Raw genomic sequence first — 16,426 nt, 5'->3', positions numbered from 1 at the left:
GGATGACGGGACGCGCAGCGTCCCGTCAGTTCAGCTTCTCGATCGCCACGGCAACGCCCTGGCCGACGCCGACGCACATGGTGGCGAGCGCGAGCTTGCCGCCGCGCTTCTCCATGCCGTGCACGGCGGTGAGCGCCAGGCGCGCGCCGCTCATGCCGAGGGGATGTCCGAGCGCGATGGCGCCGCCATGCGGATTGACGAAGTCGGCATCGTCGGCAACACCGAGTTGGCGCATGCAGGCGATGCCCTGCGAGGCGAAGGCCTCGTTGAGCTCGATCAGGTCGAAATCGCTGATCTTCTTGCCGAGCCGCTCCATCAGCTTGCGGGTCGCAGGCACGGGTCCAATGCCCATGATGCGCGGCGGCACGCCGGCCGAGGCGAGGCCGAGGATGCGGGCGCGCGGCGTCAGGCCATGCTTCTTCACGGCAGCTTCGGACACCAGGATCATCGCAGCCGCGCCGTCGTTGACGCCGGATGCGTTGCCGGCGGTGACCGTGCCGGGATTGCGCACAATCGGCTTCAGCTTGGCGAGACCTTCCAGCGTGGTCTCGGGACGCGGATGCTCGTCCTTGTCCACCGTGATCGGACCGGTCTTGCCGCCGGGAATGCTGATCGGCGTGATTTCTTCGGCGAAATAGCCGGCCGCGATCGCGGCGCCTGCGCGCTGCTGCGAGCGGATGGCGAAGGCGTCCTGGTCGGCGCGCGAGACCTGGAATTCCTCGGCGACGTTCTCGCCGGTCTCCGGCATCGCATCGACGCCGTACTGCGCCTTCAGCAGCGGATTGATGAAGCGCCAGCCGATGGTGGTGTCGAAAATCTCGGCCGAGCGGGAGAAGGCCTCCTGCGCCTTGCCCATCACGAAGGGCGCGCGGGTCATGGATTCGACGCCGCCGGCAATGGCGAGCTCGATCTCGCCGGAGCGGATGGCGCGGCCGGCGGCACCGACTGCATCGAGGCCGGAGGCGCACAGGCGGTTCAGGGTCTGGCCGGGAACCGAGTCGGGGAGGCCTGCGAGCAGCAACGCCATGCGTGCGACGTTGCGGTTGTCCTCGCCGGCCTGGTTGGCGCAGCCGAAGAACACCTCGTCCACCTGCGCCCAATCGAGATTGGGGTGCTTGGCCATCAGCGCCTTGATCGGCGCGGCGGCGAGGTCGTCGGCACGCACCTTGGCGAGCGAGCCGCCGAAACGGCCGATCGGGGTCCGCACGGCATCGCAGATAAAGACGTCACGCATCGTTGTTCTCCCTGAATGCCGCGGTCCGGCCAAATTCTTCAATTCCGGCGGAGTTTTAGGAGGGCGCCCGCGGCAGGTCAATTGACTGATACGCGCGTGTTCCGAGGGGCGTGCACGCCTGCCACGCATGCCGCAGTGCGGACAGCGTGGAAAACCTCCCTTCCCCGGCCAAACCGATAGGAGCGCGGGACGAAATTTTGTAGGTTGCGCCGCCCATGACGATGCAACAGCCGATACCCGTACCGCCGCCCGACGAAACGCCCGCGCCGCAGGCGGAAGCCGCCGCGCGCGTCACGCCGATGATGGAACAGTACCTGGAGATCAAGGCGGCGCATCAGGGCCTGCTGCTGTTCTACCGGATGGGCGACTTCTACGAATTGTTCTTCGAGGACGCCGAGATCGCCTCCAAGACGCTCGGCATCGTGCTGACCAAGCGCGGCAAGCACCAGGGCGCGGACATCCCGATGTGCGGCGTTCCGGTCGAGCGCGCCGAGGATTATCTGCACCGCCTGATCTCGGCCGGCCACCGGGTCGCGGTCTGCGAGCAGACCGAGGATCCCGCCGCCGCGAAAGCGCGCGGCAACAAGAGCGTGGTGCGCCGCGGCGTGGTGCGGCTGGTCACGCCCGGCACGCTGACCGAGGACACGCTGCTCGATGCGCGCGCCAACAATTACCTGCTGGCGATCGCGCGCGCCCGCTCGTCCACCGGCGGCGACCGCTTCGGGCTCGCATGGATCGACATCTCGACCGCCGAATTCATGGTGACGGAATGCTCGGGCGGCGAGCTCGCCGCAACGCTGGCGCGGATCAATCCGAACGAGGCGATCGTCACCGACGCGCTCTACAATGACAACGAGCTCGGACAGACCTTGCGCGAATTGCCGGCGGTGACGCCGCTGACCCGCGACGTCTTCGACGGCGCCACCGCCGAGAAGCGGCTGTGCGACTACTTTGCCGTCGCGACCATGGACGGGCTGGCACAGCTGACCAGGCTCGAAGCGACGGCCGCGGCCGCCGCCGTCACCTATGTCGACCGCACCCAGGTCGGCAGGCACCCGCCACTGTCACCGCCCGCGCGCGAAGCCTCGGGCGCGACCATGGCGATCGATCCGGCCACGCGCGCCAATCTCGAGCTGACGCGGACGCTCGCCGGCGAGCGCCGCGGCTCCCTGCTCGATGCGATCGACTGCACCGTGACCTCGGCGGGCTCGCGCCTGCTGGCGCAGCGGCTGGCGGCGCCGCTGACGGATGCGCCGGCGATCGCGCGGCGGCTCGACGCGGTCGGCGCCTTCGTTGCCGATTCCGCCGCGCGCGAAGACATCCGCAGCATCCTGCGCGGCGCGCCCGACATGTCGCGGGCGCTGGCCCGTCTCTCGGTCGGCCGCGGCGGACCGCGCGACCTCGCGGGCTTGCGCGACGGCATCATCGCCGCCGACCAGGTGCTGGCGCGGCTCGGCGAACTCGACCAGCCGCCGCAGGAGATCGCGGCGGTGATGGCGGCCTTGACGCGACCATCGCGCGAGCTCGCGGCCGAGTTTGCGACAGCGCTCGACGAGCAACTGCCGCTGATCAAGCGCGACGGCGGCTTCGTGCGCCAGGGCTATGAGCCCGCGCTCGACGAAGCCCGGAACCTGCGCGACGCCTCGCGCCTCGTGGTGGCCTCGATGCAGGCCCGCTACGCCGACGACACCGGCGTCAAAGGCCTCAAGATCCGGCACAACAACGTGCTCGGCTATTTCGTCGAGGTCACCGCGCAGCATGGCGACAAGCTGATGTCGGCACCGCTCAACGCGACCTTCATCCATCGCCAGACGCTTGCGGGCCAGATCCGCTTCACGACCTCCGAGCTCGGCGAGATCGAAGCCAAGATCGCCAATGCCGGCGACCGCGCGCTCGGCCTCGAGCTCGAGATCTTTGAGCGGCTCTGCGCCAAGGCGCTCGAGATCAGCGACGACCTGCGCGCCGCCGCGCAAGGCTTTGCGCTGCTCGATGTTGCGACTTCGCTGGCCAAGCTTGCAGTCGACGAGAACTATGTGCGGCCGGAAGTGGACTCCTCGCTCGGCTTTGCGATCGAAGCCGGCCGTCATCCCGTCGTCGAGCAGGCCCTGAAGCGCAACGGCGAGCCGTTCATTGCCAATGCCTGCGATCTCTCGCCGGCGCCCGCGCAAAAGTCCGGCCAGCTCTGGCTGCTGACCGGTCCCAACATGGCTGGTAAATCGACCTTCCTGCGCCAGAACGCGCTGATCGCACTGCTGGCGCAGATCGGCAGCTTCGTGCCGGCGACGCGCGCCCGCATCGGCATCATCGATCGCCTGTTCTCGCGCGTCGGCGCCGCCGATGATCTCGCGCGCGGCCGCTCCACCTTCATGGTGGAGATGGTCGAGACCGCGGCGATCCTGAACCAGGCCGGCGAGCGCGCGCTCGTGATCCTCGACGAGATCGGCCGCGGCACGGCAACCTTCGACGGCCTCTCGATCGCCTGGGCCGCGATCGAGCATCTGCACGAGAGCAACCGCTGCCGCACGCTGTTCGCGACGCATTATCACGAGCTGACCGCGCTCTCGGCCAAGCTGCCGCGGATGTTCAACGCCACCGTGCGCGTCAAGGAGTGGCAGGGCAATGTCGTGTTCCTGCACGAGGTGCTGCCGGGCTCGGCCGACCGCTCCTACGGCATCCAGGTGGCAAAACTCGCAGGCCTGCCGCCGGCCGTGATCACGCGCGCCAAATCCGTGCTGGCGAAACTCGAGGCGCAGGATCGCGGCCAGACCGCGCGGGCCCTCGCCGATGATCTGCCGTTGTTCGCCGTGCCCTCACGCGCCGCCGCGGAAGCCGCGCCGCCGAGCGAGGCGGAGCTGCTGATGGACGCGGTGAAGGCGCTGCACCCCGACGAGATGTCTCCGCGCGAGGCGCTCGACGCGCTGTATGCGTTGAAGGCCAAGCTGCCGAAGCAGTAACGGCGCCGTAGGGTGGGCAAAGCGTAGCGTGCCCACCATGCAACGACGAATTCGCGGATGGATGGTGGGCACGGCGCGCGAAGTGCGCGCGCCTTGGCCCACCCTACGATACTGCCCTACGCCCGCGCCGCGATCGCCGCCGCTTCCGCCGCCGCGCGCTGCATGCTGGTCGACATCTCGTTCGTCACCGTGCTCTGCTCCTCGACTGCGGCGGCGGTCGATGTCACGTATTCGCTGACATTGTTGATCGCCTGCTTGATGGAGCCGAGCGCGCTGACGACGTCGCCGGAGATGCCGTTGAGGCTGCCGATCTCCTGGCCGATCTTGTCGGTCGCCTGCTTGGCCTGGTTGGCGAGGCTCTTCACCTCGGAGGCGACCACGGCAAAGCCGCGGCCGGCTTCGCCGGCGCGCGCGGATTCGATCGTGGCGTTGAGCGCGAGCAGGTTGATCTGCCCGGTGATGCTGTTGATCATCTCGACGATGCCGCTCATCGCCTGCGCGGCCTCGGTGAGGCGCTGCGCCTGGGCGTCGGCGGCGGCGACCTGATCCACCGCGCTCATCGCGGTTTCGCGCGACTTGGTCATCGCCTCGGAAATCTCCCGCACCGAGGCGTTGAGCTCCTCCGAACCCGCGGCGACAGATTCCATCATGCCGCGGACGCGCTCGTTGCCCATGCGGACGAGCACCTGCTTCGTGGTGTCGGTGGCATATTTCACGACCTTGAACGGCTTGCCGTTGAGATCGAGGATCGGGTTGTAGGAGGCCTGAATATAGACCTCCTTGCCGCCCTTGCCGATGCGCTTGTATTCCGCCGCCTGGTACTGGCCGCGGTTGAGCGCGGCCCAGAACTCGCGATAGGCCGCGCCGTCGCGCTCGGCAGGCTCGACGAACATGCTGTGATGATGGCCCTTGATCTCGGCGAGTGAATAGCCGAGCGTTCCGAGGAAGTTGGCATTGGCGGTGATGATGGTGCCGTCCATGTTGAACTCGATCACCGCCTGCGCCTTGTCGATCGCCGCAATCTGACCGGCGAGATCGACGTTCTTCAGCTTCTCCGCGGTGATGTCGGTCGCGAACTTGGCGACGCCGAACGGCTTGCCGTTCTCGTCGAGCAGGGGATTGTAGGAGGCGAGGATCCAGACCTCGCGACCGCCCTTGCCGATGCGCTTGAACTCGCCGGCCTGGTATTCGCCGCGGTTGAGCGCGGCCCAGAATTCGCGATAAGCGCCGCCGTCACGCTCGGACTGAGCCACGAACAGGCTGTGGTGCTTGCCCTCGATCTCGGCCAGCGAATAGCCGAGCGCCTTGCAGAAATTCTCGTTGGCCGTGACGACGGTACCGTCGAGCTTGAACTCGATCACGGCCTGGGCGCGGCTGATGGCGGACACCTTGGAGGCTTCCGTCATGGCGCGGACCTTCTTGGCGGTGATGTCGGTCGCGATCTTCACGACCTTGACCGGCTTGCCGGCATTGTCGAGCACCGGATTGTACGACGCCTCGATCCAGACCTCGCGGCCGCCCTTGGCAATTCGCTTGAATTCGGCGGCCTGCGGCTCGCCGCGGTTGAGCTGCGCCCAGAACGCCTTGTATTCGGCGCTGTCGCGCTGATCGGCCGGCACGAACATGGCGTGCTTCTTCCCCTTGATCTCGTCGATGGAGTAGCCGAGCGCCTTCAGGAAGTTCTGGTTGGCCGTAAGAATCGTGCCATCCATCGCAAACTCGATCACGGCCTGCGACCGGCCGATCGCGGCGAGCTGTGCGTCTGCATCACTGCGGGAGTTGCGACCAAACATCAAAGAATCTCCATCTCGAAATAACACCGATCGGGACGTGCCCGTCGGAACCAGGGGGATGTGACCGCGCGGCAGCGATGCCGTATTCCAATCAGCGGTTCCCGCAGGTCCGATCGCTTGAATAGAGATCCGCCAAAATATACGCGGGCGGTGTCGGACGCGGGTATGCAAGTTGATTCGTACGGGAAAAGCTCGAACAAAGTTCTAATAGAAATGTCGGAAAGCAGCAGCCGGGGAAAATCGCCGGTGCACACGGCGCCCCGCGGCGGTCTCGGCCCGAATTTGAAATGACATTTGTCATTCAACGGCTTGCGGGACGCCGCGCTGATTGCTCGAATGAACTAGCCGCAGATATGTCTTCGACGTCATCTCGCGTTCATCCGTAGTCTCACGGCTTCTGCCGAGCCTTGCGCATCGCGCGCCGGCCGATCCCCCACAGCGTCAGGTTCCAGGTGACGCAGGTACCGAGCGCAAGACTCAAGCCGACGGCCAGGCCGAACTGCACCACCGCGACGTGCATGACGGCGACCGCCATTCCGAATCCGAGCAGGCCCCAGGCGGAGTTTGCGAGTACGGCGGCGGTCGGCGGGCCGCCGATGCGCGGATGCAGGATCACCATCATGCTTGAGAACACCACGGGATACAGCGCGATGATGCCGCTGATACGGGGGCCGACCCAGCTGGAAGTCGAGACCACGATGGCGACGAGGGTCGCGACCAGCGCGGCCCGCATCGGGACGTCGTACCAGCGCCGCGTCACCAGCGGCATCTTCACGTGGCGATAGCCTGCGAGCAGCGGAATGCAGATGCCGAATGCGATCAGATTGGCGGCAAGCCCGGCGGTGAGCGACCAGTCGAACTGGCGGATGATCGAGGCCAGCCCGATCCACACCGCGACGGCGCTGCCGCAACTCACCGCGAGATTGTGCCGCTGCGACAGCACGACATAGGTGAGGCACATGAAGATGGTCGCCGCGTTCACCGGCAGGCTCGCCAGCGCGCCCTGCGCGATGAAGGCGGCGTCATGGTCGATCGCGAGGAAGACGTAGGACGGACCGGCCGAGACCGGCAGGGTCGCGATCAGCGCACCGATCACCGGACCCGAGCGTTCGGTGATGATCGAGGCCGTCACGACGAACGCCGCCGCGATCGCCATGCGCAGGAGCAGGAAGAGGATGAAGTGGAGCTCGGGGGACATTTTTTTGTTTGTCGTGCCGGACAAGCGAAGCGCAGATCCGGAAGGAAGGCATTCTGTCCGTCATTCCGGGGCGCGCGAAGCGCGAACCCGGAATCCATAGCCACAGGGCGTTGTGATTCGAGAGCTGGAGCTACGACCGTCCGAAATCACGACGGCCTGGGGTTATGGGTTCCCGCCTACGCGGGAACGACACCAATTGTAGAGCAGCGACTCTCGCGCCTCACATCCGCTGCATCGACACCGAAACCTTCGGGCCGTTCTTGATGGTCTGGTAGACCACGCAATAGCGCTCGGTGAGCTTGAGCAGCAGATCGAGTTTGTCCTGCGGCGCCGGCGTGTCGACCTCGAAGCGGAGGCGGATCTCGGCGAAGCCGACCGGCGTCTCCTTGTCGACGCCGAGCGTGCCGCGGAAATCGAGATCGCCCTCGGCATAGACGTTGCCGGTCTTGAGCGGCACCTCGATCGCGGTCGCAACCGATTTCAGCGTGACGCCGGCGCAAGCAACCAGCGCCTCGAGCAGCATGTCGCCGGAGCAGAGTTCGAGGCCGGAGCCGCCGGTGGCCGGATGCAGGCCGGCAAGCGCGATAGCCCGGCCGGTCTCGACCTTGCAGGCGATGCCGTCGCTGTCGGTCGAGCCCTTGGCCTTCAACGTGATCAGCGCGGTCTTGGGATCGGTCTTGTAGCGTTCCTTGATCGGGGCCTGCATCTGGCGCAGTTGGGCAGCGTCCATTTTCGTTCTCTCCCGGAAAAATCGCCCCTCGATGTACCGGCTTGAGGAGAAATTGTCACCACCACATGGCCTGACCGGGACCCTGGGTTGCGTCACGGTCGGGCACGCTGCGGTCGAGCGAACGGTCGAGTGACGTCAGCACACTTCGCTTGAAGTTCTCGAACAGCGGCGAATTGCGGTCGCGCGGCCGCCCCAGATTGATCTCGATCTGGTCGAACAGGCGGCCCGGCCGCGGCCGCATCACCAGCACGCGATCTGCCAGCACCACGGCCTCGTCGACGTCATGTGTGACGAGGATCAAGGTCGGGCGCGTGTCGGCCCAGAGATCGAGCAGATGATCCTGGAGATCCCTGCGGGTGAATGCGTCGAGCGCGGAGAACGGCTCGTCGAGCAAGAGCACCTCGGGCTGCGGCACCAGCGCGCGGGCGATCGCGACGCGCTGCGCCTGCCCGCCGGAGAGTTCGCGCGGCCAGGCCTGCGCCTTGTCGGCGAGCCCGACGCGCGCGAGCGCGCGCGCCACCTTCTCGCGCCGCTCGGCCGCGGGCAAATCGGCAAGGCCAAAGCCGATATTGTCGGCGACGCTGAGCCAGGGCAAAAGCCGCGGCTCCTGGAAGATGATGCCGATCTTGGCATGCGGCGAGGCGATCGCCTCGTCGTCGAGCGTCACCGTGCCCGAGCCGGCGCGATCGAGGCCGGCGATGGCGCGCAGCAATGTTGATTTGCCGCAGCCGGAGCCGCCGATGATGGCGATGATCTCGCCCTGCCTGATCTCGGCCGAGAAACGCGCCAGCGCCTCGACGCCGTTGGGATAGGTCTTGCTGACCCGGTCGAGCGCGAGCATCGCGTTACGCTCCCCTGTCGCGCCCGAAGCCGTCCTGCCAGCGCAGGAATGGCGCGGACCCGACCTCGATCAGCCAGTCCGTGAGCTTGCCGAGCATGGCGAAGATCACGATCGCGGCGAGGATCTGCGCGGGCTTGCCGAGCTGCTGGCCGTCGAGCAGAAGATAGCCGAGACCTTCGGAGGCGCCGATCAATTCGGCTGCGACCACGAACATCCAGCCGAGACCGAGGCCGACGCGCAAGGACACCACATAGGCCGGCAGCACCGCGGGCAAGAGGATGCGGCGGATCATCGCCGGGCCGGAGAGGCGGAAGGTGCGCCCGACCTCGACGATCTTGCGATCGACCGAGAGGATGGCACCCATCACGCCGAGATAGACCGGGAAGAACACGCCGACCGCGATCAGCGCGATCTTCGATGTCTCGAAGATACCGAGCCAGAGGATGAACAGCGGCACCCAGGCCAGCGAGGGTATCGCGCGCAGCGCCTGCACGGTCGGATCGAGCAGCCGGCGCGCCAGCGACCAATAGCCGGAAATCGCGCCGAGCAGCGTGCCGGCGACCACTCCGAACGCGAAGCCAAGGCCGACACGCCACAGCGTCGCGGCGATGTGACGGACCAGCTCGCCGGAGCGGGCGAGGTCAGTGATGGTGACAAAGACGCGCGAGGGCGGCGGCACCAGCCGGCCGTTGGACCAGCCGGACCACACCACGAGCTCCCAGCCGAGCGCGAGCGCGAGCGGCAACAGCACACCCAGCACCGGCCGCGCGTAACGCGCGATGCGCGAGGGCGCGGCGGCGCCCTCGGCCGGTTCAGAGGATCGTTGCAAGGCAGGCGCGTCGGAGATCATGGCCATAGCAAGCGCGTCTTGTGAGGGAATGCAACAGTGTCGCCACACCCACGACCGTCGTCCCGGACAAGCGCGCCTCAAGCGCGCGCCGATCCGGGATCCATAACCACGGGGAGGAGTGGTTACGGGGATTCGGAGTGACCGCCTTCGCGCAACAACCACTCCCTGTGGTGATGGGTCCCGGCCCCCCGTGCGCAATTGCGCAACTAGGCCGGGACGACGGCGGAGTTTGATGCACGCGCGGCTGCCTCTTCCTGCCGACTAATTCGTCGGCAGCGGAATCTGGTCGTCGATCAGCGCATCCAGCGTCGCCTTCACGTCAACCTTGGCGTCGACGACGCCCGCCTGCTGCAACGCCAGGCCGGCGGCGAGGATCGACTCGCGCTGGGGCGAGCCGATGCGGCTGTGGGTCAGCTCGGTGCGCTCCTTGAGCTGCTTGTCGACGACGGCCTCGAGAAGCTTCGTCACGGCGATGAAGGTCTTCTTCAGTTCGTCATAGTTCGCCAGCGAATATTTGCGCGCCTCTTCGTAAGTGGCGAGCACGCGGCGGGCCACGTCCGGATAGTCCTTCAGGAACTGCTCGCGCACATTGAGGATGCCCCAGGTGTTAGCGTCCGCCTTGCGATAGAACAGCTTGGCGCCCTCCTCCACTTCGGCCTGCGCCATCATCGGATCGAGCCCGGCCCAGGCATCGACATCGCCGCGGATCAGCGCGGTCTTGCCGTCGGCGTGCTGGAGCAGCACCGGCGTGATGTCCTTCTCGGTGAGGCCGGCGCCAAGCAGCGCGCGCACCAGGAAGATGTGCGGATCGGTGCCGCGCGTCACCGCGACGCGCTTGCCCTTGAGATCCGCAACGCTTGCGATCCTGGACTCCTTGCCCGTCACCAGCGCGGTCCATTCGGGACGCGAATAGACATAGATCGACTTGATCGGGTTGCCGTTGATCTTCGCCACCAGCGCCGCCGAGCCCGCGGTCGAGCCGAAATCGATCGAGCCGGCATTGAGGAATTCGAGTGCCTTGTTGGAGCCGGCCGATTGCACCCAGGTGATGGTGATGCCGTCCTTGGCGAACTCCTTCTCCAGCAGCCCCTTCTGCTTCAGCACCAGCGACACCGGATTGTAGGTCGCCCAGTCGATGCGGATTTCCTTGAGCGGATCGGCCGCCCGCGCCGCGGGGGTCATGGCGAGCGCCATCGCGCCCACCAGCAGAATGCGTCGTGTCACCTTGGTCATGCCCGCCCTCCTCAAAAACTTCATTGTTTTTCAATGAGTTACATCTAGAGGTCAACGAGAAAATCCCACCCTTGAAAGCGGGTCGCCCGAGAACAACTTTGCCCGATGCCGGGCTTTTCAAGCATGGAACGACTATTGCCAGCGAATGGCGGGTGACAGCGCCTGTCACCTCTTATATCCGGTGTGACATGGACAGCGTCACGACAGAGCACAAGCAAGAGGTGGACGATCGCTTCGACACCGCGCGGATCACCGCAGCGGTCGATGCGCTTGCCGAAAAGCACCAGGGACGCGAGGACGCGTTCCGCACGGCCATGGCGCAATTGCTCAAGGCCGAGCTGATCGCGGCGCGCGCCGCCGCACAGGCGATCCTGCTGAAGGACCGCCATGGCCGTCGCTGCGCCGAGCGGCTGTGCCATGTGCAGGACGAGATCATCCGCATCCTCTATTCGGCGGCAACCCGCCATCTCTACCGCTCGCCGATCCCGAGCGGCGCCGAGCGCATGGCGGTGGTCGCGACCGGCGGCTATGGCCGCGGCCTGATGGCGCCGGAATCGGACATCGATCTGCTCTTCATCCTGCCCTACAAGCAGACCGCCTGGGGCGAGCAGGTCGCCGAGGCGATCCTCTATTGCCTCTGGGACATGGGGCTGAAGGTCGGACACGCCACGCGCTCGGTCGACGAGTCGATCCGGCAGGCGCGCGGCGACATGACGATCCGCACCGCAATCCTGGAGACGCGCTTCCTGACCGGCGACCAGCCGCTCTATGACGAGCTGGTCGAACGCTTCGACAAGGAAGTGGTGCAGGGCACCGCGTCCGAATTCGTCACCGCAAAACTCGCCGAGCGCGAGGAGCGGCACCGGCGCGGCGGCCAGTCGCGCTACCTGGTCGAACCCAACGTCAAGGACGGCAAGGGCGCCTTGCGCGACCTGCACACGCTGTTCTGGATCGCCAAATACGTCTACCGCGTCCGCGACACCGACGAGCTGGTCGAGCGCGGCGTGTTCGACGCGCAGGAATACCGCACGTTCCGCCGCTGCGCCGATTTCCTGTGGTCGGTGCGCTGCAACCTGCACTTCTACTCCGGCCGCGCCGAAGAGCGCCTGTCCTTCGATCTCCAGCGCGAGATCGCGGTCCGGCTCGGCTACACCTCGCATCCCGGCATGCAGGACGTCGAGCGGTTCATGAAGCACTACTTCCTGGTCGCCAAGGAAGTCGGCAACCTCACCGCCATCCTCTGCGCCAAGCTCGAGGACCAGCAGGCCAAGCCCGCGCCGGTCCTGAGCCGGATGATGGCGCGGCTGCGCCCGACCCCCGCGAAGCGGCGCGTGCCTGACAGCGACGACTTCATCGTCGACAACAACCGCATCAACGTCGCCGCGCCCGACGTCTTCAAGCACGACCCGGTCAACCTGATCCGCATCTTCCGCCTGGCGCAGAAGAACAACCTCGCCTTTCATCCGGACGCGATGCGCGACGTGACGCGCTCGCTCGGCCTGATCAACGCCCAGCTTCGCGAGAACCCCGAAGCCAACCGGCTGTTCATGGAGATCCTTACCTCCGACAACGCGGAGATCGTGCTGCGTCGGATGAACGAGACCGGCGTGCTCGGCCACTTCATCCGGGCCTTCGGCAAGATCGTCTCGATGATGCAGTTCAACATGTATCATCACTACACCGTCGACGAGCATCTGATCCGCTGCGTCGGCTTCCTCCAGGACATCGAGCGCGGCGGCATCGAGGAATTCGCCGTAGCCAGCGACCTGATGCGCAAGATCCGGCCCGAGCATCGCTCGGTGATCTACATTGCGACGCTCCTGCACGACGTCGCCAAGGGCCGGCCGGAGGATCACTCCATCGCCGGCGCCAAGGTGGCGCGGCGGCTCTGCCCGCGGCTCGGCTTCAGCCCGGCCGACACCGAGCTCGTGGCCTGGCTGATCGAGGAGCATCTGACCATGTCCACGGTCGCGCAGTCGCGCGACCTGTCGGACCGCAAGACGATCGAGAATTTCGCTGCCGTGGTGCAGTCGGTCGAGCAGATGAAGCTGCTGACGATCCTCACTACCGCCGACATCCGCGGCGTCGGTCCCGGCGTGTGGAACGGCTGGAAGGCGCAGCTGCTGCGTTCACTGTACTACGAGACAGAACCGGTGCTGACCGGCGGCTTCTCGGAAGTCGACCGCGGCAAGCGCCTCACGGCCGCATACGCCGAATTCCGCAACGCCTTCGCCGAATGGCCGGCGGACGAGCTCGACGCCTATATCGCCCGGCACTACCCGGCCTACTGGCTCAAGGTCGAGCTGCCGCGCAAGATCCGCCACGCCCGCTTCGTCCGCTCCAGCGAGCAGGCCGGCCACAAGCTCGCGATCAATGTCGGCTTCGACGAGGTGCGCGGCGTCACCGAGCTGACCATCTTCGCGGCCGACCATCCCTGGCTGCTGTCGATCATCGCGGGCGCCTGTGCCTCCGCCGGCGCCAACATCGTCGACGCCCAGATCTACACCACGACCGACGGCCGCGCGCTCGACACGATCTCGATCTCCCGGGAATACGACCGCGACGAGGACGAGGGAAGGCGCGCCACCCGTATCGGCGAGATGATCGAGGACGTGCTGGAAGGCAAGCTGCGCCTGCCCGAGGTGGTGGCGCGGCGCACGGTGCGCAGCAAGGCACGGCCCTTCGTGATCGAGCCTGAAGTGACCATCAACAACCAGTGGTCCGACCGCTACACCGTGATCGAGGTATCCGGCCTCGACCGGCCCGGCCTGCTCTACGAGCTCACCACCGCGATCTCGAAGCTCAATCTGAACATCGCCTCCGCCCACGTCGCGACCTTTGGCGAGCGCGCGCGCGACGTGTTCTACGTCACCGACCTGCTCGGCGCGCAGATCAACGCGCCGACCCGCCAGTCCGCGATCAAGAGCGCGCTGACCCACGTGATGGCCGGCGACAAGGCGGTTCAGCCCGCGGCGTGACGGCGGTCGCGCGCACCTCTCTCCCCTCGTCATTCCGGGGCGCCGCGCAGCGGCGAGCCCGGAATCCATCGAGCCACTGGTGACGCGGATAAATGGATTCCGGGTTCGCGCTACGCGCGCCCCGGAATGACCACGGGAGTGAGAACCTAGACCTCCACTCCCTCGTGCCGCAGCAGCCAGCGCTTACGCTCGAGCCCGCCGCCGTATTTCACCAGCGAGCCGTCGGCGCCGATCAGGCGGTGACAGGGCAGCACCACGCTGATCGGGTTGGAGCCGTTGGCATGGCCGACGGCGCGAATGGCCCTGGGCATGTCGATCCTTGCGGCGAGCGCGCCGTAGCTCATCGTGGTGCCGGCGGGGATTTGCGCAAGCGCGGTCCAGACCTTTTGCTGGAACGGTGTGCCGGCGATGCGCCATGCGATCGCTGATAGCCTTCCGAGGTTACCTGCGAAGTAATCCGACAGCGCGGCCTTGATCGCTGCCGGCGCGGAGCGCTGGCTCAGATCCACCGCGCCGTAGTGCAGGCGCAGCAGCTCGCGCATGCGGTGCTCGTAGTCGTCCCAGTCGAGCGCACGCAAGGCGCCCTCGGCATCGGTGACGAGCAGGGCGGTTCCGATCGGCGTCGCCAGACGATCGAGGCCGAAGCGTTCCGGCAGGCTGGTTGATCGAGCGGCCATTGCGACTCCATCACTTCAAATCATGGGATCGCACTTGCCATGCCGGGCGTGCTACCGTCCACCCGAAAGCTGACGCTTTGGGGGAGCTCAACTTGAGTCTGATCGCGAATATCCTGGTGGCGCTGGTCGCCGCACTGCACGCCTACTTCCTGATCCTGGAGATGTTTCTCTGGGACAAGCCGCAGGGCTTGAAGGTCTTTCGCAATACGCCGGAAAAGGCCGCGATCACGAAGGTGATGGCTGCCAATCAGGGCCTCTATAACGGCTTCCTTGCCGCCGGCCTGATCTGGGGCCTGCTTCACGGCAACCCGGCCTTTGCATTCCAGATCAAGGCGTTCTTCCTGCTTTGCGTGATCGTGGCCGGCGCCTATGGCGCGGCAACCGTCAGCACGCGCATCCTGCTCGTGCAGGCGCTGCCGGCGGCGATCGCGCTGGCGGCATTGTTCCTGGCCTAGGACCGCTGGCCTAAGATCCTTGGGCCTAAGATCCTTGGCCTGAGACGCTACGGCGCAGTGCCGCGATCCTTGCGCGGCGGCGAACGTTCCTCCACACTCTTCGGCAGCGATGGCGACCGTTGCAACCAACGGAAAAAGACCATCGGCCGAAAATTCCGTCAGGAGGAACAACCCAACATGAGCAATCGCAGAGTCTTCATGGCTGCCACGGCGGCGCTCGCCTTCGCGGTCTCCGCCAGCCAAGCCCTCGCACAGAAGAAATATGACACCGGTGCGAGCGACACCGAGATCAAGATCGGCCAGACCGTGCCGTTCTCCGGCGCCTACTCGGTCTATGCCAATATCGGCAAGACCCAGGCCGCCTACTTCAAGATGATCAACGATCAGGGCGGCATCAACGGCCGCAAGATCAACCTGATCCAGTATGACGACGCCTATTCGCCGCCGAAGACCGTCGAGCAGGTCCGCAAGCTGGTCGAAGGCGACGAGGTGCTCTTCACCTTCCAGCTCATCGGCACCGCGGCCAACGCCGCCGTGCAGAAATATCTCAACGGCAAGAAGGTGCCGCAGCTGCTGGCCTCGACCGGCGCGGCGCGTTTCAACGATCCGCAGAACTATCCCTGGACCATCGCCTACAATCCGAACTACGTGTCCGAGGGGCGCATCTACGCCAAGTACATTCTGGCCAATCACCCCAACGCCAAGATCGGCGTGCTCTACCAGAACGACGACATGGGACGCGACTACCTCGCGGGGCTCAAGAGCGGCCTCGGCGACAAGGCCGCCGGCATGATCGTCGGCGAGGTGTCCTACGAGGTCACCGATCCGACCGTGGATTCGCAGGTGGTCAAGCTGAAGTCGATGGGCGTCGACCTGTTCTATGATGCCTCGACGCCGAAATTCGCCGCGCAGGCCATCAAGAAGCTCGCCGACCTCGGCTGGACGCCGGTGCACATCCTCGACATCAATGCGAGCCCGATCTCGGCGACGCTGAAGCCGGCCGGCCTCGAGATCTCCAAGGGCATCATCTCGACCCAGTATGGCAAGGAACCCAGCGATCCGCAGTGGAAGGACGATCCGGGCGTGAAGGCCTTCTTCGCCTTCATGGACAAGTACTTCCCGGAAGGCGACAAGCTCAACACCGTCAACACCTATGCCTATTCGGTGGCCGAGCTGCTGGTGCAGGTCTTGAAGCAATGCGGCGACGACCTCACGCGTGAGAACGTCATGAAGCAGGTCGCCAACATCAAGGACTTCACCCCGAGCTTCGCGCTGCCCGGCATCAAGATCAACACCGGGCCGAACGACTACCGCGTCAACAAGCAGATGCAGATGATGAAGTTCAACGGCGAGCGCTGGGAGCTGTTCGGACCGATCATCGAGGACAACGGTCCGTCGGGCTAGCGACTCGGAGACGTCACAGGGTGGGTTGGCGAACCGCAGCCCACCCTACGAACTGCGGGCACATCCCCGCCTTGCGTTG

The 16,426-nt window shown here is 66.0% G+C and carries 12 protein-coding genes; 4 read left to right on the top strand and 8 right to left on the bottom strand.

What is annotated here, in order from left to right:
* Positions 1–25 precede the first annotated feature (25 nt).
* Complete coding sequence (pcaF, locus tag ACE10W_RS01245) at positions 26–1,234, bottom strand: 3-oxoadipyl-CoA thiolase (protein ID WP_304550213.1); 1,209 nt, start codon at positions 1,232–1,234, stop codon at positions 26–28.
* A 215-nt stretch (positions 1,235–1,449) separates the two neighbouring features.
* Here pcaF and mutS point away from each other — a divergent pair, with 215 nt between their 5' ends.
* Positions 1,450–4,188 carry a DNA mismatch repair protein MutS gene (gene mutS / locus ACE10W_RS01240; RefSeq protein ID WP_304550212.1) on the top strand — a complete coding sequence of 913 codons (2,739 nt, stop codon included), beginning with the start codon at positions 1,450–1,452 and terminating at the stop codon, positions 4,186–4,188.
* Positions 4,189–4,304: 116 nt separating this feature from the next.
* Here mutS and ACE10W_RS01235 read toward each other — a convergent pair whose 3' ends face one another.
* The 6 genes from ACE10W_RS01235 to ACE10W_RS01210 form a co-directional block, all read right to left on the bottom strand.
* Positions 4,305–5,981, bottom strand: a complete 1,677-nt coding sequence (locus ACE10W_RS01235) for a PAS domain-containing methyl-accepting chemotaxis protein (RefSeq protein WP_304550211.1) — start codon at positions 5,979–5,981, stop codon at positions 4,305–4,307.
* Positions 5,982–6,369: 388 nt separating this feature from the next.
* Positions 6,370–7,179: a hypothetical protein gene (locus ACE10W_RS01230; RefSeq protein ID WP_011083743.1), complete on the bottom strand. Its 810-nt coding sequence runs from the start codon at positions 7,177–7,179 to the stop codon at positions 6,370–6,372.
* A 220-nt stretch (positions 7,180–7,399) separates the two neighbouring features.
* Complete coding sequence (locus tag ACE10W_RS01225) at positions 7,400–7,909, bottom strand: OsmC family protein (RefSeq protein WP_027542149.1); 510 nt, start codon at positions 7,907–7,909, stop codon at positions 7,400–7,402.
* A gap of 55 nt (positions 7,910–7,964) precedes the next feature.
* Entirely contained in the window at positions 7,965–8,750 is a 786-nt protein-coding gene (locus ACE10W_RS01220) for an ABC transporter ATP-binding protein (protein WP_304550207.1), read from the bottom strand.
* 4 nt (positions 8,751–8,754) lie between these two features.
* Complete coding sequence (locus ACE10W_RS01215; RefSeq protein WP_304553946.1) at positions 8,755–9,600, bottom strand: ABC transporter permease; 846 nt, start codon at positions 9,598–9,600, stop codon at positions 8,755–8,757.
* A 261-nt stretch (positions 9,601–9,861) separates the two neighbouring features.
* A complete protein-coding gene (locus tag ACE10W_RS01210; protein WP_271557198.1) occupies positions 9,862–10,833 on the bottom strand; it encodes an aliphatic sulfonate ABC transporter substrate-binding protein in 972 nt (323 codons plus the stop codon).
* Positions 10,834–11,021: 188 nt separating this feature from the next.
* Here ACE10W_RS01210 and ACE10W_RS01205 point away from each other — a divergent pair, with 188 nt between their 5' ends.
* The gene (locus ACE10W_RS01205; RefSeq protein ID WP_028172605.1) at positions 11,022–13,811 is read left to right on the top strand and encodes a [protein-PII] uridylyltransferase; all 2,790 of its coding nucleotides are present in this window, start codon (positions 11,022–11,024) and stop codon (positions 13,809–13,811) included.
* A gap of 146 nt (positions 13,812–13,957) precedes the next feature.
* Here ACE10W_RS01205 and ACE10W_RS01200 read toward each other — a convergent pair whose 3' ends face one another.
* Positions 13,958–14,488: a methylated-DNA--[protein]-cysteine S-methyltransferase gene (locus tag ACE10W_RS01200; protein WP_028172604.1), complete on the bottom strand. Its 531-nt coding sequence runs from the start codon at positions 14,486–14,488 to the stop codon at positions 13,958–13,960.
* 98 nt (positions 14,489–14,586) lie between these two features.
* On the opposite strand from ACE10W_RS01200, the gene ACE10W_RS01195 reads away from it, so the two are divergent.
* Positions 14,587–14,943, top strand: coding sequence for a DUF1304 domain-containing protein (locus ACE10W_RS01195; RefSeq protein ID WP_186363054.1), 357 nt, complete (start codon positions 14,587–14,589; stop codon positions 14,941–14,943).
* A 177-nt stretch (positions 14,944–15,120) separates the two neighbouring features.
* Entirely contained in the window at positions 15,121–16,347 is a 1,227-nt protein-coding gene (locus ACE10W_RS01190) for an ABC transporter substrate-binding protein (protein WP_028172602.1), read from the top strand.
* Positions 16,348–16,426: the final 79 nt, after the last annotated feature.

The sequence above is a fragment of the Bradyrhizobium sp. B025 genome (assembly GCF_042257955.1).
GTDB lineage: Bacteria > Pseudomonadota > Alphaproteobacteria > Rhizobiales > Xanthobacteraceae > Bradyrhizobium > Bradyrhizobium diazoefficiens.
This window is presented reverse-complemented; position numbering and strand designations above follow the sequence as displayed.